Annotated in this window: 19 protein-coding genes; 15 read left to right on the top strand and 4 right to left on the bottom strand. The window is 48.0% G+C overall.

What is annotated here, in order from left to right:
• The 10 genes from QZV86_RS02515 to QZV86_RS02470 are packed head-to-tail and all read left to right on the top strand — an operon-like array spanning position 1 to position 9,551.
• Positions 1–1,185 (top strand): type II secretion system F family protein, encoded by a 1,185-nt coding sequence (locus QZV86_RS02515; RefSeq protein ID WP_295623710.1) that lies wholly within the window; start codon positions 1–3, stop codon positions 1,183–1,185.
• The gene (locus QZV86_RS02510) at positions 1,185–2,873 is read left to right on the top strand and encodes a GspE/PulE family protein (protein ID WP_295623752.1); all 1,689 of its coding nucleotides are present in this window, start codon (positions 1,185–1,187) and stop codon (positions 2,871–2,873) included. The genes QZV86_RS02515 and QZV86_RS02510 overlap by 1 nt, the downstream gene beginning before the upstream one ends.
• Positions 2,854–3,687 (top strand): hypothetical protein, encoded by an 834-nt coding sequence (locus tag QZV86_RS02505; protein WP_295623708.1) that lies wholly within the window; start codon positions 2,854–2,856, stop codon positions 3,685–3,687. Before QZV86_RS02510 ends, QZV86_RS02505 begins: the two co-directional genes overlap by 20 nt.
• The gene (locus QZV86_RS02500; RefSeq protein WP_295623705.1) at positions 3,675–4,223 is read left to right on the top strand and encodes a PilN domain-containing protein; all 549 of its coding nucleotides are present in this window, start codon (positions 3,675–3,677) and stop codon (positions 4,221–4,223) included. The genes QZV86_RS02505 and QZV86_RS02500 overlap by 13 nt, the downstream gene beginning before the upstream one ends.
• A gap of 35 nt (positions 4,224–4,258) precedes the next feature.
• Positions 4,259–4,810, top strand: a complete 552-nt coding sequence (locus QZV86_RS02495; protein ID WP_295623703.1) for a hypothetical protein — start codon at positions 4,259–4,261, stop codon at positions 4,808–4,810.
• Between the two features lie 4 nt (positions 4,811–4,814).
• Positions 4,815–5,387 carry a hypothetical protein gene (locus QZV86_RS02490; protein WP_295623702.1) on the top strand — a complete coding sequence of 191 codons (573 nt, stop codon included), beginning with the start codon at positions 4,815–4,817 and terminating at the stop codon, positions 5,385–5,387.
• Positions 5,384–7,672: a secretin and TonB N-terminal domain-containing protein gene (locus QZV86_RS02485; protein WP_295623700.1), complete on the top strand. Its 2,289-nt coding sequence runs from the start codon at positions 5,384–5,386 to the stop codon at positions 7,670–7,672. Before QZV86_RS02490 ends, QZV86_RS02485 begins: the two co-directional genes overlap by 4 nt.
• A gap of 5 nt (positions 7,673–7,677) precedes the next feature.
• Entirely contained in the window at positions 7,678–8,196 is a 519-nt protein-coding gene (locus QZV86_RS02480) for a type II secretion system protein (protein WP_295623698.1), read from the top strand.
• Between the two features lie 4 nt (positions 8,197–8,200).
• Entirely contained in the window at positions 8,201–8,584 is a 384-nt protein-coding gene (locus QZV86_RS02475) for a type II secretion system protein (protein WP_295623696.1), read from the top strand.
• A gap of 37 nt (positions 8,585–8,621) precedes the next feature.
• Positions 8,622–9,551: a hypothetical protein gene (locus tag QZV86_RS02470; RefSeq protein WP_295623695.1), complete on the top strand. Its 930-nt coding sequence runs from the start codon at positions 8,622–8,624 to the stop codon at positions 9,549–9,551.
• 42 nt (positions 9,552–9,593) lie between these two features.
• Here QZV86_RS02470 and QZV86_RS02465 read toward each other — a convergent pair whose 3' ends face one another.
• Positions 9,594–9,986: a RidA family protein gene (locus tag QZV86_RS02465; protein ID WP_295623694.1), complete on the bottom strand. Its 393-nt coding sequence runs from the start codon at positions 9,984–9,986 to the stop codon at positions 9,594–9,596.
• A 113-nt stretch (positions 9,987–10,099) separates the two neighbouring features.
• Between QZV86_RS02465 and sbcB the strand changes: the two genes are divergently transcribed.
• Positions 10,100–11,536 carry an exodeoxyribonuclease I gene (gene sbcB / locus QZV86_RS02460; protein WP_295623693.1) on the top strand — a complete coding sequence of 479 codons (1,437 nt, stop codon included), beginning with the start codon at positions 10,100–10,102 and terminating at the stop codon, positions 11,534–11,536.
• 72 nt (positions 11,537–11,608) lie between these two features.
• Here sbcB and QZV86_RS02455 read toward each other — a convergent pair whose 3' ends face one another.
• Together QZV86_RS02455 and QZV86_RS02450 are read right to left on the bottom strand one after the other, a co-directional pair.
• The gene (locus tag QZV86_RS02455) at positions 11,609–11,887 is read right to left on the bottom strand and encodes a hypothetical protein (protein WP_295623692.1); all 279 of its coding nucleotides are present in this window, start codon (positions 11,885–11,887) and stop codon (positions 11,609–11,611) included.
• 172 nt (positions 11,888–12,059) lie between these two features.
• Positions 12,060–12,455 (bottom strand): dihydroneopterin aldolase, encoded by a 396-nt coding sequence (locus QZV86_RS02450; RefSeq protein ID WP_295623691.1) that lies wholly within the window; start codon positions 12,453–12,455, stop codon positions 12,060–12,062.
• Between the two features lie 107 nt (positions 12,456–12,562).
• On the opposite strand from QZV86_RS02450, the gene plsY reads away from it, so the two are divergent.
• On the top strand, positions 12,563–13,177 hold the full coding sequence (gene plsY, locus QZV86_RS02445) for a glycerol-3-phosphate 1-O-acyltransferase PlsY (protein ID WP_295623690.1): 615 nt from the start codon (positions 12,563–12,565) through the stop codon (positions 13,175–13,177).
• Here the strand turns inward: plsY and tsaD are convergent.
• Entirely contained in the window at positions 13,174–14,208 is a 1,035-nt protein-coding gene (gene tsaD, locus QZV86_RS02440) for a tRNA (adenosine(37)-N6)-threonylcarbamoyltransferase complex transferase subunit TsaD (protein ID WP_295623689.1), read from the bottom strand. The genes plsY and tsaD overlap by 4 nt on opposite strands.
• A gap of 433 nt (positions 14,209–14,641) precedes the next feature.
• Here tsaD and QZV86_RS02435 point away from each other — a divergent pair, with 433 nt between their 5' ends.
• The 3 genes from QZV86_RS02435 to sucD all read left to right on the top strand — a co-directional run bounded on the left by QZV86_RS02435 (position 14,642) and on the right by sucD (position 17,766).
• Positions 14,642–15,592: a CoA ester lyase gene (locus QZV86_RS02435; RefSeq protein WP_295623688.1), complete on the top strand. Its 951-nt coding sequence runs from the start codon at positions 14,642–14,644 to the stop codon at positions 15,590–15,592.
• A gap of 95 nt (positions 15,593–15,687) precedes the next feature.
• On the top strand, positions 15,688–16,869 hold the full coding sequence (locus tag QZV86_RS02430; protein ID WP_295623687.1) for a malate--CoA ligase subunit beta: 1,182 nt from the start codon (positions 15,688–15,690) through the stop codon (positions 16,867–16,869).
• 9 nt (positions 16,870–16,878) lie between these two features.
• Entirely contained in the window at positions 16,879–17,766 is an 888-nt protein-coding gene (gene sucD, locus QZV86_RS02425) for a succinate--CoA ligase subunit alpha (RefSeq protein WP_295623686.1), read from the top strand.
• The last annotated feature ends 253 nt before the right edge of the window (positions 17,767–18,019 follow it).

The raw sequence follows: 18,019 nt of genomic DNA, 5'->3' as shown, positions 1-18,019 counted from the left end.
ATGCGTTTTGAAGTGAAAGCGGTTATTTCCGGGCAGGGAACTGTACATTTAGAGTTGGAAGCCAACAGTGAGGCAGAAGCACGCCAGCAAGTGATGGAACAAGGCGGTATGGTGTTGAGTGTACGCAGGAGATTTTCCGGTTTTGCGTTTAAATCGCGCACCCATTTTCCTTTAGTGCATTTTAGTCAGGAATTGCTTTCCTTACAAACTGCAGGGCTAAGTCTAGTGGAGAGTATCGAAACTTTGCTGGAAAAAGAACAGGATGCCAGCAATCGCAAAATTATCCAGAACATTCTCGATCGACTCTACGAAGGAATAACTTTTTCACAAACATTGGAAGATTACCCGCAAGCATTTCCGCCGTTATACATTGCAACGGTTCGTGCCAGTGAGCGGACTGGCGATCTTGCTGAGGCGCTAACACGATTTATTACGTATCAGTCGCAAATGGATTTTGTCCGTAAAAAATTGGTGGGTGCGTCCATTTATCCCGTATTGTTATTGGTGGTTGGCTTGCTTGTCTCGGTTTTTCTAATGGTATTTGTAGTTCCCAAATTCAGCGCCATTTATGACGATATGGGGAGCGACTTGCCTTGGTTATCGTTGTTGCTAATTAAATGGGGTCAGTTTGTGCATGAGCGTGGCTGGGAATTGGCCATTGCCGCAATGGCGCTGTTGGTTGTGATGGGATACATCGTTAGTCGACCCACCTTCTGGGCCAATGCCATGCAGCTATTGTGGCGGATTCCTGCGATTGGCGAACATATGCGGGTTTATCAATTAGCTCGTTTCTATAAAACACTTGGTATGTTGCTTCGTGGCGGAATTCCTGTCACGCAAGCATTGGAGATGGTCAGCGGATTGTTGCAACCTCATTTTCGACCCAAAGTTGCTGCAGCTGCCAAACATATCCGTGAAGGTAAAACAATTTCCAGCGCAATGGAGCAAGAGGGGTTGACGACTGCGGTGGGTAATCGCATGCTCCGTGTTGGTGAAAGAACCGGGTTGATGGGTGATATGATGGAACGAATTGGCAATTTTCATGATGAGGAGATTGCCCGTTGGGTGGAATGGACAACTAAGCTGATTGAGCCTCTATTGATGGCATTTATCGGCATTGTGATCGGCGGCATTATTATTCTCATGTATATGCCTATTTTTGAATTGGCAGGAAGCATCAATTGATGGAAGCCTCCGTACAAATTGACAGCAAACAACCCATTGATCTCAATCAATTGGCTGAAATTCATCACAAAGCAGCAGCACAAGGTGTTTCTGTTATTCAGATTTTGGAAGAAGATGGCGCTTATACGCCCGATGAGCTGATGCAGCAGCTGGGTCAATTAATGCGTATGCCCGTGCTGGAGATGAAAGAGATCCATACATTACAGCCTGCTTTTGATATTTTGCCGTTTGGTGAAGCAATGACGCATGAGTGCGTGTTGTTTTACAACGACCAGAAGTATTTATTCGCGATTAGTAACCCATTCTCCGGCAAACTACGTGCATGGGCGGAAGAACGGTTTGATCGGGCAGTGGAATGGTATTTGGTGCATCCGGCCGATTTGAGCGCTTTCTTCACCCAGCAAGAAAAAACCATGCGTGCTATGGATCAAGTGCTGTCATCGGCTGAGCTGGATAAGATACAAAGTGGTATTGAAGATTTATCGTTGAAGAGCATTAACGAAGGTACCAGTAAAGTAGTGCGGCTAGTACATTCCACCTTGTATGATGCGCATAAATCACAAGCCAGCGATATTCATTTGGAGATGTCGCCGGGTTTATTGTCGATAAAATACCGCATTGACGGTGTGTTGACGGCTATTGGAACCATACAAGGCGCGGATCTTGCCGAGCAAGTTGTTTCTCGCATTAAAGTGATGTCCGAATTGGATATTGCAGAGCGCCGGGTGCCACAAGATGGCCGGTTTAAAATTTCTATCCAGGGGCGAGAGATAGATTTCCGGGTTTCCATCATGCCGAGCATTTTCGGCGAAGATGCAGTGTTGCGTATTCTCGATCGTCAGGCGTTATCCGATCAACTCGAAGGCTTAACCCTGAACCAGCTGGGTTTTAATCAGGCAGCGATCGCGAGTATTCGGCGCTTAAGCTCTGAGCCCTATGGAATGCTGCTGGTCACCGGCCCAACCGGTAGCGGCAAGACGACATCTTTGTATGCTGCGATATCAGAAGTGAACAAAGGTCATGACAAAATCATTACGATTGAAGATCCAATTGAATATCAGCTTCCGGGTGTTTTGCAGATACCGGTAAATGAGAAAAAAGGACTCACTTTTGCGCGCGGTTTGCGTTCAATTCTGCGTCATGATCCTGACAAGATTATGGTAGGCGAGATTCGCGATGCTGAAACTGCGCAAATCGCCATACAAGCTGCGTTGACTGGGCATTTGGTGTTTACCACGGTGCATGCAAATAACGTATTTGATGTGATTGGCCGGTTTTCACATATGGGCGTGGATCCCTATAGCTTTGTGTCCGCTTTGAACGGAATTGTTGCGCAAAGATTAGTGCGCTTGCTCTGCACGCATTGTGCCGTGGATGAACGTCCAGATGACGGTTTGATTGAGGAATCCGGTATTCCCCTGGAGCAGGCAAATCATTACACATTCCGGAGTGGCAAAGGCTGTGGGCAATGCCGAGGCAGTGGTTTTCGCGGTAGAAATGCGATTGCTGAAATTTTGTTGTTGAACGATGAAATTCGTGAATTGATCGTTGCTCACGAGCCGATCCGGCGTATCAAGGAAGCAGCCCGAGACAATGGCACCCGTTTCTTGCGCGAAGCGGCATTGGATATGGTTAAACAGGGGCAAACCAGTTTAGAGGAGGCGAATCGTGTCACGATTGTGGCGTGATCAGATTCAGGTGTTTCTGGCGCCAGGGCGGCTGGACTGGGTGCGTTTGAAACGCGGACTTAAACCAGTGCAGACTGCCAAAGTAACGGTATTCTTCGAGCCTGTTGCGGGTGTTCCTGTCTGGCATACTGCGGTGCAGCAACTGGAAAGGGTTTTGGCAGAAGCAGCTGGAACGGAAGTGTCTGTGATTCTATCCAATCATTTTTTGCGCTATGCAGCGTTGCCGCCGCAAAACGAAATCGCCACTCCGGAAGAAGTGAAATCTTACGCCGAATTCCGCATGCGTGAAGTATATGCGGAGCGGGTTGATTCCTGGGTACTCAGTATTAGTAATTGGAATCCGATCGATGGTGCGGTTTGTGCGGCGATTCCACGCGATTTGCTGGTGCAGCTGGAGCACATGGCATCAAGTCATGGTTGTAAGATTAAAGTCATAGAACCCTATCTGGCATCGGTTTACGATCGATGGCAAGTGCAATTGAAGGGAGAAAAGATCTACTTGGCAGTAATTGAGGCGGGACGTATTTGCATCGCGATAACGCATCACGGTAAGTGGCAAAGCATCAGAAATCAACGGATTTTGCATAATGCGGCCGACGATCTGTTGGCGGCATTGGATCAGGAAGTCATCTGGTCTGGAGCAAAAGAAGCGATGGAGTTTGTTTATCTATTTGCACCTGAGCACCCTGAGCTGACCTTACCGCAGGAAAGTGGCTGGTGTATCATTTCGCTCCCCGCTGGGAAAATGACAGCCTTGGCGTATTATCCATCCGTTCCGACCCATCAGTCTGATCTCAATCAATGTCCCGCCTGAAATTACGATTTCCTTATCGAGAGCAATCTGCGCCACAGCTTGATCTTTCGCTGTTGCTGCTGGGTTTGTTGATAGTTGTTGCGGTATTTTTTCAATTTCGTTATCAGGTTGAAGAGATCAATGCCTGGAGTAACCGAGTTGAGCGCATGGAGAGACAGCAGCAACAAAAAGCTGCCCCACGCACACGGGCTACTTCCCGTATCCGTGAATTTGGCCAGGAAATCCAGAAAGAAATCACACAAGCCAATGCAATCCTGGATCAGCTGAATTTACCCTGGGAGATGTTGTTTGATTCGATCGAACAGGCAGCGACCGAAGATGTTGCCTTGTTATCATTACAGCCTAATTTCTCCAATCGCAGCTTGCGTTTGAGTGGAGAGGCCAGGAGCATGGCCGAGTTACTGGATTTTGTGGAAGCGCTGGAACGGGAATTGGTGTTTGAAAATGTGCACTTGTTAAATTACAAGATTAAATTAGAGAATCCGCAGCGCCCGATTATTTTTTTGTTAAATGCCGAATGGATTCAAATTACTTAAAAAGAGAATTGCCACAAATTTCGTGGAATCGACTTATGCCGCTGCTGCGCTGGCAGCTGGGGCGCCTAGGTAATCTGGGCAAGGTCGGCATTGGTTTGATGTTGGCAACAGGTATTTATTATTTGCTGGTCGTGATGCCGCAAGAGGCAGAGCTGCAACAACTTAAAGATCGAGCTGTTGCGCTGCAGGCACAGGCTGCGTCGAAAAATTCTTCCAGTGAAGGCGCGGATTCCGAAGCCAGTAAAAGAATGAGCGGCGATCAGGCATTACAAGTGTTTTATGACTTCTTTCCGCGGGTTGATTCTTCGCCATTCTGGATTCGTGAATTGGTGCGAGTGGCTAAGAAGCAAGGTGTGGAGCTAACTAGTAGCGAATATCGGCTGATAAATGACAACGATGCACGTCTGGCGCGCTATGAAATGGTTTTGCCGGTGAAAGGTAAATATTCCCAGATCCGTGCATTCATTGCCGAGGCTCTGGAAGCTGTCCCGGCTATGGCGATATCGGCGATCGCTATCAAGCGTGAGAGTACGGCCAGTGATAAGCTTGAAGTGCGACTGGAAATTAACCTTTATATGACTAAATAATAAAATGGATGCGGCGGAAAAAAAACGGAAAATGATCATTGGAGGAGTACTGGTAGCGACAGTGATCGCTGCGGCTTTGGTCGAAGTTGATGACGAGCCTGAATTTCATGTTCCAGAGGCCCTGCAATCAGGAAGAACGGCTCAGGACAGAGCTAAAAAAACGGAATCGAACGCTGCGCAACTGGATGTGAGTAAGCTTGGACAACGGAAATTTAGCCCGGTCGCCGGTGAGTTGTTTGCGTCTACGACTTGGGCGCCGAAGCGAGCTGTTATCGACGATCATGAAGAAGAACAGCAGGCAATCAGAATGGCACAGGCCGCAAGAGCCTCGGCACCCCCCGCACCGACAGCGCCGCCTTTGCAATTCAAATACGCAGGTAAGGCGATTGCGGACAATGAAACATGGGTATTCCTGTCACAATCAGGAGAGAATTTGATTACCAAGATTGGTGCAAAAATTAACGATACCTACCGACTGGATTCGGTCAATGACAATGCTATCACGATGACTTATTTGCCGCTTAATATCAAACAGACGCTTACGATCAATAATCAAATAGCAGGAACTTTCCGATGAGAAGCTGGAGAATAATTGTCCTTAGTGTTCTGCTTGCAATTACAACAGGATGTGCAATCGATAACAAATCGTTCTTACTCAGGAACGTGGCATTTTCGGATGCACAAAAACTGATATCAGAAGGTCAATTAGAAAGTGGTTTGCAAAAACTCGAACAGGCGGCTCGCGAAGAGCCTGAGAATAGAGAAATTCGTGCAATGCTGGCGCGGATACGTGATGAAATACTGGGTAAGCAATTGTTCGATGCGGATAATGAGCTTTACGCGGGTAATTTAGATCAGGCCGAACAAATTTATCAACGTGTTTTAAGCGTTTATCCATTCAATGAACGGGCAAAAGATGGTATTGGAGCAGTAAATTTAGAGCGGCGTCATATTGTCATTGTTGAGTCTGCAAAAACGTTGTTGGCAAAAAGAGATGTGACCGGAGCAGAAACAATTATTCGCGCTGTATTGCAGGAAAATCCACAACAATCACATGCGCGGCAATTGATTTCAGAAATCAATGCAAGCCTGTCTCGCCCTGAGGTGACCGATCTAATATTGGAATCCGCTTTTAAGAAAGCGGTATCGATGGAATTTAAGGATACTGATTTGAGATCGGTATTTGAAATCATGTCACGCACGGCTGGAATCAATTTTGTTTTTGATAAAGATATCAGACAAGATACCAAAATATCTATTTTCGTTCGACAAAATACCATTGAAGATATTCTCAAATTAGTTTTGACGACCAATCAATTGGCTTACAAGGTAATTAATAACAACTCACTGTTGATTTACCCGAATACACCAGCCAAGCTGAAAGACTATCAGGAATTGGTTGTGCGCAGTTTTCAGGTTGCGTATACCGATGTGAAACAAATGGTGGCGATGGTCAGAGGCATCGTTAAGGCCAAGGATATTTATGTCAACGAACAACTCAATCTGTTCATCATGCGCGATACGCTCGAAGCTATACGTTTAACGGAACGATTGGTGTCATTAAACGATTTAGCTGAACCTGAAGTCATGTTGGATGTTGCAATCCTTGAAATCGCACGTGGGAATGATTTTCTTCTTGGCCCCAACATGCCGCAGTCAGTAACATTTAGTGGTTTAACTGGCGCCGGAGCGGCAGCCCCGCCAGCAACTGCAATACTCAATCAAATTGGTTCTGGTGATCTGGGTCTTAAAAGTTTTACAATAGCTAATCAAGTCAGAATTGATTTTTTGCATAATCTCTCAACAGGCGACATACTTGCTAATCCCAGAATTCGGGTGGCGAATCGTGAAAAGGCTAAAATCCATATTGGTGAAAAACGTCCTTTCTTTACAGCCAATGTTCAACCTGGGATTAATTCCGTTGTTACTTCGACTCCCACTTTTATCGATCTTGGTGTGAAGCTTGATATCGAACCACGAGTTGGTTTGAATGATGATGTTACGATAAAAACTACGCTTGAAGTAAGTAATTTTGTCAGAGATGTGCCTGGTCCAAGCGGTGCAACGGCTCCACTCGTCGGGACTCGAAATGCGGAAACCATGCTAACCTTGAAAGATGGAGAAACTCAGGTCCTGGCAGGCCTTATTGATAATAGGGAATTAAGAAGCATGACTGGTCTTGCAGGAATCTTAAATATCCCTGGATTGGATAGATTGTTTTCAAATCAGAGAGTGAACCGCACAAAGTCTGAAATTGTTCTGTTAATTACACCACGAATTATTCGTAATATTCCAAAACTAAGTAATTTAGAAAGAGAATATCATTTCGGCACTGCCAGCGAAGCGGGTAAATTGCCGGTTGTGATTCAAAAAACCGCAGCGCAATCCCTGGCAATTGCGCCAGCCGGTTCTGGCTCTGGTTCTGGCTCATCTGCTGCAAGAGGCTTGGATGCCTTTGCTGCAGCACGGGAAGAATCGGATATTCCTAATCCTTTTGCCGCTGCTGCAGCGATGACGCCTACATTGACGATGCAAGCGCCAACCACGGTTGGTTTGGATAAGGAATTTTCGGTCAATGTTCGGTTGGTCGGTGCAAAACCGATGGTTAATACGGAGCTCCAATTAAATTATGAATCCAGCGTCTTGGAAGCGCTCGATGGCGGAGATAAATCCGGTACGCGCACTATCAGGCTGGGTAGAGACCAAACGACTGGTTTGGCTACCCAAATACGATTTAAAGTGATTGCGGCCAATCCTGGCATCACGGAAATCAATATTCAGAATGCCACTGCTGAAGATCTGGAGACCGGAGAATCGGTCGATGTGATGTTGCCTTCAACCGCAACTGTCAATATTAAATAATTTTCATGCGGAGTTCATTGACCTTCTTTCGTAAACATAAAGGCTTTACACTGATTGAGTTGATGATCGTGGTTGCGATCATGGGGATTCTGGCGACAGCGGCCATGCCGTTACGTGAGCTCATGGTAAAGCGAGAAAAGGAGCAGGAGCTGCGCGTTGCATTGCGCCAGATACGTACCGCAATCGATGCCTACAAGCTGGCTACCGACGAGGGACGCATCGCCAAAAAAGCCGACGAATCGGGTTATCCTCCCAGGCTTGAAGAACTCTATATGGGCGTGCCGGATATTAAAGACCCCAAAAAGAAAATTATTTATTTTTTGCGCCGCTTGCCCAGAGACCCCATGTTCATAGAACTGGATATTATGGGTATGGGTATACCGTTAACTCCGGCAGAAGAAACCTGGGGGAAACGAAGTTATGAAAGCCCTTGGGATAGCCCCAAAGAAGGCGATGATGTTTTTGATGTTTTTTCACTTTCGGAAGCCATCGGCATGAATGGTGTCCCTTACCGGGAATGGTGATCGCATGTCAGCAAATCTGAGACACCAGGGATTTACCTTGATCGAGTTGCTGGTGGTCATGGCCATTGTTGCCACGTTACTGAGCCTTGTCGCCCCACGTTATTTTAGTTCGCTCGATAAAGCCAAAGAAGCGGTATTGCGACAAGATCTCTTGATTATGCGAAATGCAATAGATCAGTTTTATTCCGACACCGGAAAATATCCGATTGATCTGGAGGAGTTGGTGGACAAGCACTATTTACGCAAGGTTCCGATAGATCCATTTACTGAAAACAATCAAACCTGGATTGTGATGCCGCCCAAGAATGAAATGGAATCAGGTGTCTATGATGTTCACAGTGGTCACACCGGGCAATCTGAAGATGGTACCTATTATGAAGAATGGTAAGCGATTCTTTCCGAGTCGCATTTTTTAGCGAGGTAGGATGTTTCATCAGCTGGAAAATGGATTTGTCTATCTCTGGGCTTTGTTTTCTATCGCTTTGGCTGGCGTTATCATGGCCGGGGCAGGGCAGGTATGGCAAGCCAAATCCCAGCGCGACAAGGAAGCTGAACTGTTGTTTATTGGCGAACAGTTCCGCAAAGCCATCATGTCTTATCATAGTAGCGGCACAAAGCAATACCCGGAAAAATTGGAAGACTTGCTGCAAGATGGTCGTGCAATAAACGTTCAACGTCATTTACGTAAAATCTATCTGGATCCGATCACCAACTCGGAGGAATGGGGTTTGATTGAGGAAACTCCGGCCAATACCGCCTCCGGTGCGGCTGCGACACAAAACAGCGCAGCGTCGAACCAAAGATCGGCGACAAACCCAAGTTCAGCCACGAATCCGAGCGCAGCTTCAGGGTTGGGCGCAGCTTCAAGTTCGAGTGCAACCCCAAATAGTCCCACCGCTTCCAATCCAAGCGCAGCAGCGAGCCCCGGCTTGACCCCTAATGCTAATCAAACGGCGGGCACTGCTGGACAAGCTTCCGGCAGTAATCCGGCAGCGAGCACCAGCTCTGGAATGAGCTCTAATATTGGGAAGAGAATCATCGGGGTATATAGTCTTTCGGAGAAGAGGCCCATAAAAAAAGACCAATTTCCAGAGGTTTATGCCAAGTTCTCGGAAGCTAAAACTTACCAGGACTGGAAATTTATCTATAAGCCTGGAGAAGGTGCCGCTGCAAAAGGATCGGCGTCGTCACAGAATCAACCTAGTGCCCCTGGAGCAGCGCCAGCGAAAGGCTCGCCTTTTTCACCGCAATCCTCCCAAGGCGCATCGGGTTCGTCCGGTTCATCTGCTTCGCCTTTCGGGTCGCAATCTTCTCCAGCACCCGCTCAAGGCGCTTCACCTTTCGGGTCGAAATAGCTCAGCGGGAAATTTTGAGATATCACAAATCGTATTCCCGTATCATTCAGCTCCGGTATTGCGGTAAGCCGTCACCTGAATTTCAATTTTCATGCGCGGATCAGACAAACCGGCCGCCAGCATCATTGCCGATGGTCTGATATCACCGAGATACTTGCGCATCACCGGCCAGCATTTCTCGAAGTCTTCGGCTTTGGGAAATACATACGTGACGCGCACCACATCTTTCATGCTTGCACCGGCTTGTTGCAATGCCGACTCGATATTCTGGAAACATTGTTCCGCTTGCTCCAGCAGATCATTAGAAATAGTCATTTTGCTGTAGTCAAAGCCAGTCGTGCCGGATACCAACACCCAGTCACCTTCGACTACCGCGCGAGAATAGCCGATTTCCTTTTCAAATGTTGAGCCTGAGCTGATGAGTTTACGTGCCATACTGTGTCCTTTTTGTCTGATTGAGAAAATTTTGCGCAAGATATCTCTATAATGGCGCAATGCGTTTATTGTAAAACGAGTTTTGAGTCGGCGCTTTCAAATCTGGAATGACCATGACGATGACATTTTATTGGCATGACTACGAAACATTTGGTGCCGATCCGCGGCGTGATCGTCCGGCACAATTTGCCGGCGTGCGAACTGATGAGACGCTGAACGAAATTGGCGAGCCGCTGATGATCTATTGTAGGCCGGCGCGAGATTTACTGCCGCATCCTGAAGCCTGCCTACTCACTGGCATTACGCCACAATTGGCCGATGCGCAAGGGGTGCTGGAACCCGAATTCATTGCGCGTATTCACGCTGAATTGGCGCAACCGGGTACCTGTGGCGTTGGCTACAACTCGCTGCGGTTTGACGATGAAGTGACACGCTTTACCCTGTATCGCAATTTTTACGATCCCTATGCGCGCGAGTGGCAACAAGGCAATTCACGTTGGGATATTATTGATCTGGTACGTATGACGTATGCGTTGCGCCCTGCGGGTATCACCTGGCCGCAGCATGAAGACGGGCAACCCAGTTTTAAACTGCAGGATCTGGTTGCGGCCAACGGTATTCTGCATGAATCCGCGCATGATGCTTTGTCCGACGTGCGTGCCACGATTGCCCTGGCGCGTCTGATACGCACGCAACAGCCGCGCCTCTTTGGCTGGTTGTTGCAACTACGCGATAAGCGCAAGGCCACGACACAGCTTGATCTAACGACGCGCAACCCGGTATTGCACACAACGCGCATGTATCCGACTAAAACCGGTTGTACTTCGCTGGTCATGCCCTTGATTATGGAACCGGAAAACAATAACAGCGTGCTGGTGTATGACTTGCGCCATGACCCGGAAATGTTCCTGTCGCTGAATGCAGACGAACTGAGCCAATTGCTGTTTACCCGTAACGACGACTTGCCCGAAGGCATGCAACGGCTGCCGGTCAAATCAATAAAGATCAACAAATGCCCGGCACTTGCGCCACGTAATACTTTAGATGATGAAGCCGCTGAACGTATCGCACTTGATCTGGATGCTTGTTACCAACATTGGCAAACATTATGCGCGGTTCCCGAGTTCTTTCAGCGTGTGGCGACTGCTTATACCAGCCGCACATTTGAGTCATCCGGTGACGTCGATGTGGCTCTGTATGATGGTTTTCTAAGCAACGCGGATGCAGCATCACTGGGACAAATACGAGCAGCTTCACCGAAACAGTTGGCAAAAATGCAATTTGATTTTCATGACAAGCGATTGCCTGAATTGTTGTTTCGCTATCGCGCCCGTAATTGGCCGGAAACATTAGAGTCAGTAGAAGTGGAGCGGTGGAAATTGTTGCGCTTGCAGCGCCTGACGCAAGCAAATGGTGGTGGGAGCATCACTTTTGACGAATTCTCGGCGCAGATTGCGTTATTGCGGGAATCGTATAAAGCGGATGAGAAAGCTAAGCGAATATTAAATGAATTGGAAGCGTGGGGTAGTAACTTAATGGATTCGTCATAGATACTTCGCATCCAGGGGCATTTTCTCTTTCAGCGTGCATCAGCTGTTTCGAAAACGTTTTTCAGCGAGCTGTTAACGCTTAAAACTATTCACTGTGATTTCTTTTTCTCCGCACAACTTGGCGGTTTCATTAACGCAGCCGATTGCGGCAGTCATTTCAAATTCTGCTGCCTTGGCTTCCGCTATCGCGGTTTTGATTGCATCCGACTCCATATCAATTGTTTTTGTCGGATCTTCGGCTAAGTTGCGTATTTGTGTCGAAAGGTTGTAAAGCACAGCAAAGCGTTTTTCTGCTGCATCCTTAGCTTGTTTCATAAAGGCGTGATATTCGCCCAGCAATTCATATTTCATCGCTTATCCTTCAACTTGTTAGCTACAAGCAATTAAAAAATTGCAGGATATTAGTATCGAACTCTACCAGGGCTGGCCGTTAGTTTGGTACCGAATCATGAAACCAATACAAGTTACATATACCCCACGATATCACAAGAAATTATATTGAATCCATCAGTGAAACCCTTAATTAGTTCTTAACTAGACCTATGCGCGATCTAATATCAGACACGGCATCCGGTGTCCGTTCAATGCGCACCCCCAGCTTCTTGACCCCGCGTATTATTCCAAGTTTGGCAACGCTAACTTTAACCCACGGTGACTGAAATTCCGTCAGAATAGTTTGCGCGATATGCTCAGCCAATGCTTCCAGTAGTGAGAAATGGTGCTTTGCCAGGATCTCGTTAATTCTTTCGATAATCAGCGCATAATCCAATGCGTCTTGGATGTTATCGGATTGACATGCACGGCTGGTGGGCAGCGCGATTTCCAGGTCTATCTGGATAGTTTGTGGAACTAACCGTTCCCAGGGATAAATGCCAATCAGGGTCTTGGCCTTGAAGTCGTGCAGAAAAATAATATCCATCGTTGATTAGGCGCTAAAATGTGTGGGTTAATCTGGGAGTGCCGGAGGCTTCATTGGTATGAACAATACGCGATTCTATTCTATTTTGTCTGGGTGGTGCTGATCACATGACGTTATTGGTGTTTGCTTTGTTGGCTTATTTGCTGGGATCGGTTTCCTTTGCCATGATATCCAGTTGGATATTTAAATTGCCAGATCCGCGCACGTACGGCTCAAAAAATCCAGGGGCAACCAATGTCTTGCGTAGCGGCAAGAAAGCGGCAGCGGTTTTAACCTTACTTGGTGATGCTGGAAAAGGCTGGTTAGCAGTGGTTTTAGCGCGGACTTATGATGTAACTTGGGGATTGGGAAACGAAGCGGTGGCCGTGGTTGCTTTGGCGGTGTTCCTTGGGCATGTGTTCCCGGTGTTTTTGCGCTTTCAGGGTGGCAAAGGCGTGGCAACTGCGGTGGGGGTGTTGTTGGGTCTGAATTTGTGGATAGGTCTGATGGCTATCGGAACTTGGATGCTGGTTGCATGGATTTGGCGCATATCATCGTTGTCGGCTTTGGTTGCCGCCGCGTTGGCGCCAGTATATGCCGGTGCCATACTTGGCTTTGAAGGCAGTACATTCGCTGTGTTGTTGATGTCACTGGTATTGATTTGGCGGCATCAGTCGAATATCGTTAATTTACTTGCAGGCAAGGAAGGACGCATTGGTGAGAAAAAATCTCCCGACACTTAATCAGCTTCCGGTAGTTCAAGCATTTCCAGGTCCCAGCGTGCCTTGACGGTGAAGCTGTTGGCTGGTTGCCAATGCTTTTGCGGCATTGCCTGGAGTCGCATGGCGCCGGCAAATGCAATCATGGCGCCATTATCGGTACAGAATTCAAGTTCCGGATAAAAAACTGTCGCGCCTTTCAGTGACGCTTTATGATTGAGATTTTCGCGTAACTGCTCGTTGGCGCCGACACCTCCGGCTACTACCAGTTGCGTCAATCCTGATCGTGATAAGGCTGTCAGCGATTTTTCCGTCAATACCTCAACCGCCGCATCTTGAAATGCCAAAGCAATATCCGCACGGATTTGATCGGTACTTTGCTGTTTGTTGACTAAAGTCAGCACTGCAGTCTTTAGCCCGCTGAAACTAAAATTGAGATCCCCACTATTCAGCATTGGCCGCGGCAGTTTAAATTGTCCTGGGCGGCCTCGCCGCGCGAGTTTAGATAAAGCCGCGCCACCGGGATAACCCAACCCCAGTAATTTGGCCGTTTTATCAAATGCTTCACCGGCAGCATCGTCTACAGTCTCGCCCAGCAGCCTATAGTGACCAACTGCATCCACTTGCATTAATTGCGTATGCCCTCCCGATACCAGCAAAGCAATGAATGGAAAGCTTGGTGCCGGTGTGGATAATAACGGAGACAGTAAGTGTCCTTCCAGATGATGAATGCCCAGAGCAGGAATTTTCAACGCAAAACTCATTGCTGCACCAATACTGGCGCCGACCAGAAGCGCACCGGCCAAACCGGGGCCCTGGGTATACGCTATGGCATTGATTTGGTGCAAGTCACATTTTGCAGCTGTTAATGTTTGTTTAATCAAGGGCAACACGCGTCGAATGTGATCGCGTGATGCCAGTTCAGGCACCACGCCGCCATATTCGTTATGCATTTCTATTTGAGAATACAAGGCGTGACTCAGTAGACCGCGTTCTGTGTCAAAAAGCGCGATTCCGGTTTCGTCGCAAGAAGTTTCAATTCCTAAAACAAGCATTAGCAAAAATCAGGGTGGTTATGGTTTTATGGATAGGTCATCACTGGGTTATTTTAGCATTGTGACTCTTAATGGCCGGTAGCTTTTGCTGCATCTCTAGCGATCAATTTAGCTCGCATAATGCCCGATTCAGAATCCTTTTGCTCAGATGCATTTCACATGGGGAAAGGCTGTCAGTAGATAAATTCTCATAGAGAAGATATAATTCGCTGAATAATTAGCCTTTAAAATAAGAAACCAAAACCATTTATTCTAACCGTTCACCTCATCAAGATTACCTGCGTTGCTAATCCACGAATCACAGAATGCTTTAATTCCATGCCTTTTTTGAGGGCAGATCAGGTGAAATGGTGCGCAATAAACCATAATTCATCCGGCATGTTCGTTGTTAGCCCTATTGATTACTTAAAAATTTATTAATTCTGGAGGAAAAATGAGTCATACGCTTTATGAAACCACCGTACAGCGAGTACAACGCTGTGAATTAGCCGTACCGGGCTCCAACCCAGGGATGTTTGAGAAGGCATTGAATAGCGGTGTAGACTTTGTTTTTCTCGATTTGGAGGATGCAGTTGCTCCCGATGACAAAGTCCAGGCGCGTAAGAATGTTATTCAGGCGCTTAACGATTTAGATTGGAAAGGTCATGGCGTCACAGTTTCAGTGCGCATCAATGGCCTTGATACGCAATACATGGTGCGTGATGTAGTGGACTTGGTTGAACAGGCCGGAAGCAAGATTGATACGCTGTTGATCCCGAAAGCGGGTGTTTATGCGGATGTCTACATGGTAGAAGCCATGGTGACACAGCTTGAGAAACAACAAGGCTTGACCAACCGCATCGGTCTGGAAGCATTGATCGAAACTGCTTTGGGCATGGCCAATGTGGAAGATATAGCGCGTCATGGCACAGCGGGGCGATTAGAAGCATTGCATTTTGGCGTAGCTGATTACGCCGCCAGCAATCGTGCCAGAACTACCAACATCGGCGGTTTGAACCCGGATTATCCCGGCGACCAATGGCATTTCGCCATCAGTCGCATGATTGTGGCCTGCCGTGCCTATGGCTTGCGCCCTATCGATGGCCCATTCGGCGACATTAAAGATCCGGATGGTTATGTGCTGGCGGCGAAACGCGCAGCTGCACTGGGTTGCGAAGGTAAATGGGCTATTCATCCGACGCAGATTGAATTTGCAAACGATGTATTCACGCCGCCTGAAAGAGAGATTGAAAAAGCCAAACGCATTTTGGCTGCGCTCAAGGAAGCTGCCGCCCAAGGTAAGGGCGCTGCAGCATTGGATGGTCGTTTAATAGATGCAGCTTCGGAAAGAATGGCCAATAATGTGGTGAAAGTCGCCGATGCGATTGCCGCCAAAAACGGTTGATGATTAAAAGCCGCAGATTGCGGCTTTTGTTTTTATGATGCAATGAGTTGAGCTTATTGAGTTAACGCAGTTGTTGCGATTGTGGGGAAATTTAATTGAACATACATGAATATCAAGCAAAAGAAATCCTGGCGCAGTACGGCGTCAAGATCGCTGAAGGTGGTCTCGCCTACAGCGTTGTCGAAGCAGTGCAGCGTGCCAGAGAAATAGAGGGCGATGTATGGGTCGTCAAGGCGCAAATTCATTCAGGTGCGCGCGGCAAGGCGGGCGGCATCAAGGTGTGCAGAACGCATACGGAAGTCGAGCAAGCTGCCGAGGATTTAATCGGAAAGAAACTGGTGACACACCAAACCGGACCTGCTGGAAAAATTTGCTCCAGGATCTATGTTGAAGCCGGAACCAGTATCAGCAAGGAGATGTATCTATCCTTCATGGTCGATCGCGCTAGTGAGCGCATTATCATGATCGGTGCTGCCGAAGGCGGGATGGAAATCGAGAAACTGGCAGAGACCAATCCGGATGCGATCATCAAGATTTATATTGAACCCGCCGTCGGGTTGCAGGATTTTCAAGCGCGAAAAATGGCGTTTGGTTTAGGTATCGACCCGGCGCAACTGAATCACGCGGTGAAAACCATCAAAGGCTGTTATCGTGCGTTGCGGGATCTCGACGCCAATACCCTGGAGATCAACCCGCTGGCCATAACCGCTAATAACGAAATCGTAGCACTCGACGCCAAAATGGTATTTGACGAAAATGCATTGTTCCGCCGTCATAAGATCGCTGAACTGCGTGACAATACGCAAGTTGATAATCGCGAAGTCGCAGCCGCCGAAGCTGGTTTGAGTTATGTCGGACTGGATGGCGACATCGGTTGCATGATTAATGGTGCAGGCCTGGCGATGGCGACGATGGATATGATCAAGCTGGCGGGCGGCGAGCCTGCCAATTTTCTCGACGTCGGTGGCGGTGCATCCGCCGAGCGTACTGAAAAAGCATTCCGTTTGGTGCTTGCCGATGCCAACGTTAAAGCAATGCTGGTGAATATTTTCGCCGGTATCAACCGCTGTGACTGGATTGCGGAAGGCGTGGTGCAAGCGGTCAAGAACATCGATATGAAAATCCCGTTGGTGGTTCGCCTATCGGGAACCAATGTCGAAGAAGGCCGTAGCATCATCAAGAATAGCGGCTTGCCGATCATCACCGCCGATACGTTAGCGGAAGCCGCAGAAAAAGTGGTTCGCGCCCGCAACGAAGTTGTCGCACAAAAAGCCTAGGAGTACAAAGTGGCCATATTAATCAACGAAAAAACAAAAATTATTGTGCAAGGGTTTACCGGAAGAATCGGTACCTTTCACGCGCAGGAAATGATTGACTACGGTTCCAATGTAGTCGGCGGTGTTACGCCCGGTAAAGGCGGACAAAAGCATCTGGGATTGCCGGTATTTAACACAGTTAAGGAAGCAGTCGAGCAAGTCGGCGCGGAAGCCAGTATCGTCTTTGTACCGCCGGCTTTCGCCGCAGATTCGATCATGGAAGCCGCCGATGCTGGTATCAAATACTGCGTTTCGATTACCGATGGTATCCCCACGCAAGACATGATGACGGTCAAGAATTTCCTGCGCCGTTTCCCGAAAGCAGACCGCATGTTAATGACCGGCCCGAATTGCGCCGGCACCATCAGTCCAGGCCGCGCCATGCTCGGCATCATGCCGGGCCATATTTATATTCGCGGCAATGTCGGCGTGGTTGGCCGCTCCGGTACCTTGGGTTATGAAGCCGCCGACCAGATGCGTTTACTCGGCATCGGCATTTCAACCTCGGTCGGCATCGGCGGCGATCCGATTCCCGGCAGCTCGCACCGTGATATTCTGGAACGACTGGAACAAGATCCAGAAACCAAAGTCGCGCTGATGATCGGCGAGATCGGGGGGCCGCAGGAAGTCGAAGCCGGTAAGTTCGCCAAGGAAAATATGACCAAGCCACTGGTGGCTTACATTGCTGGTTTAACTGCGCCGGAAGGACGGCGCATGGGACACGCAGGCGCGATCATCTCCTCCGCCGGAGAAAGCGCAGCCGAGAAAGTCGCGATGCTGAAAGAACTTGGCGTTACGATCTGCCCCACACCGTCATTGATGGGGCAAACGGTGGCGGAAGTTTTAGCCAAAATGTAATTCGGGTTTAACGAGGAATCAGAGCATCAAAAGCCAAGGGATATCTTCAGATGCCCTTTGGCTTTTATACCTGTGCTGCAAGTTGCTGATCTAACCAAAATAGTTTTCTTGTTCTTAACGATCAACTGCATTTTTACATTAACGTATCCATTATCCAATTTATAATTAATTGAAGAATCTGGAATGATCTTTTTTCAGGTGCGGAGTGGGGAGAATTGGTTAACGAATAAGGTTGAGGGTATACAGTGCGCAC

This window comes from uncultured Nitrosomonas sp., assembly GCF_902826915.1.
Lineage (GTDB): Bacteria > Pseudomonadota > Gammaproteobacteria > Burkholderiales > Nitrosomonadaceae > Nitrosomonas.
Note: the sequence above shows the minus strand (reverse complement) of the source record. Positions and strands in the feature narration are given on the sequence as shown.

Coding starts and splice junctions, on each gene's coding strand:
- QZV86_RS02495 (WP_295623703.1), top strand. CDS start 4,259: ATGCCGCTGCTGCGCTGGCAGCTGGGGCGCCTAGGTAATCTGGGCAAG.
- QZV86_RS02510 (WP_295623752.1), top strand. CDS start 1,185: ATGGAAGCCTCCGTACAAATTGACAGCAAACAACCCATTGATCTCAAT.
- QZV86_RS02470 (WP_295623695.1), top strand. CDS start 8,622: ATGTTTCATCAGCTGGAAAATGGATTTGTCTATCTCTGGGCTTTGTTT.
- tsaD (WP_295623689.1), bottom strand. CDS start 14,208: ATGCTTGTTTTAGGAATTGAAACTTCTTGCGACGAAACCGGAATCGCG.
- plsY (WP_295623690.1), top strand. CDS start 12,563: ATGACGTTATTGGTGTTTGCTTTGTTGGCTTATTTGCTGGGATCGGTT.
- QZV86_RS02500 (WP_295623705.1), top strand. CDS start 3,675: ATGTCCCGCCTGAAATTACGATTTCCTTATCGAGAGCAATCTGCGCCA.
- QZV86_RS02515 (WP_295623710.1), top strand. CDS start 1: ATGCGTTTTGAAGTGAAAGCGGTTATTTCCGGGCAGGGAACTGTACAT.
- sbcB (WP_295623693.1), top strand. CDS start 10,100: ATGACGATGACATTTTATTGGCATGACTACGAAACATTTGGTGCCGAT.
- QZV86_RS02485 (WP_295623700.1), top strand. CDS start 5,384: ATGAGAAGCTGGAGAATAATTGTCCTTAGTGTTCTGCTTGCAATTACA.
- QZV86_RS02475 (WP_295623696.1), top strand. CDS start 8,201: ATGTCAGCAAATCTGAGACACCAGGGATTTACCTTGATCGAGTTGCTG.
- QZV86_RS02455 (WP_295623692.1), bottom strand. CDS start 11,887: ATGAAATATGAATTGCTGGGCGAATATCACGCCTTTATGAAACAAGCT.
- QZV86_RS02480 (WP_295623698.1), top strand. CDS start 7,678: ATGCGGAGTTCATTGACCTTCTTTCGTAAACATAAAGGCTTTACACTG.
- QZV86_RS02465 (WP_295623694.1), bottom strand. CDS start 9,986: ATGGCACGTAAACTCATCAGCTCAGGCTCAACATTTGAAAAGGAAATC.
- QZV86_RS02435 (WP_295623688.1), top strand. CDS start 14,642: ATGAGTCATACGCTTTATGAAACCACCGTACAGCGAGTACAACGCTGT.
- QZV86_RS02490 (WP_295623702.1), top strand. CDS start 4,815: ATGGATGCGGCGGAAAAAAAACGGAAAATGATCATTGGAGGAGTACTG.
- QZV86_RS02450 (WP_295623691.1), bottom strand. CDS start 12,455: ATGGATATTATTTTTCTGCACGACTTCAAGGCCAAGACCCTGATTGGC.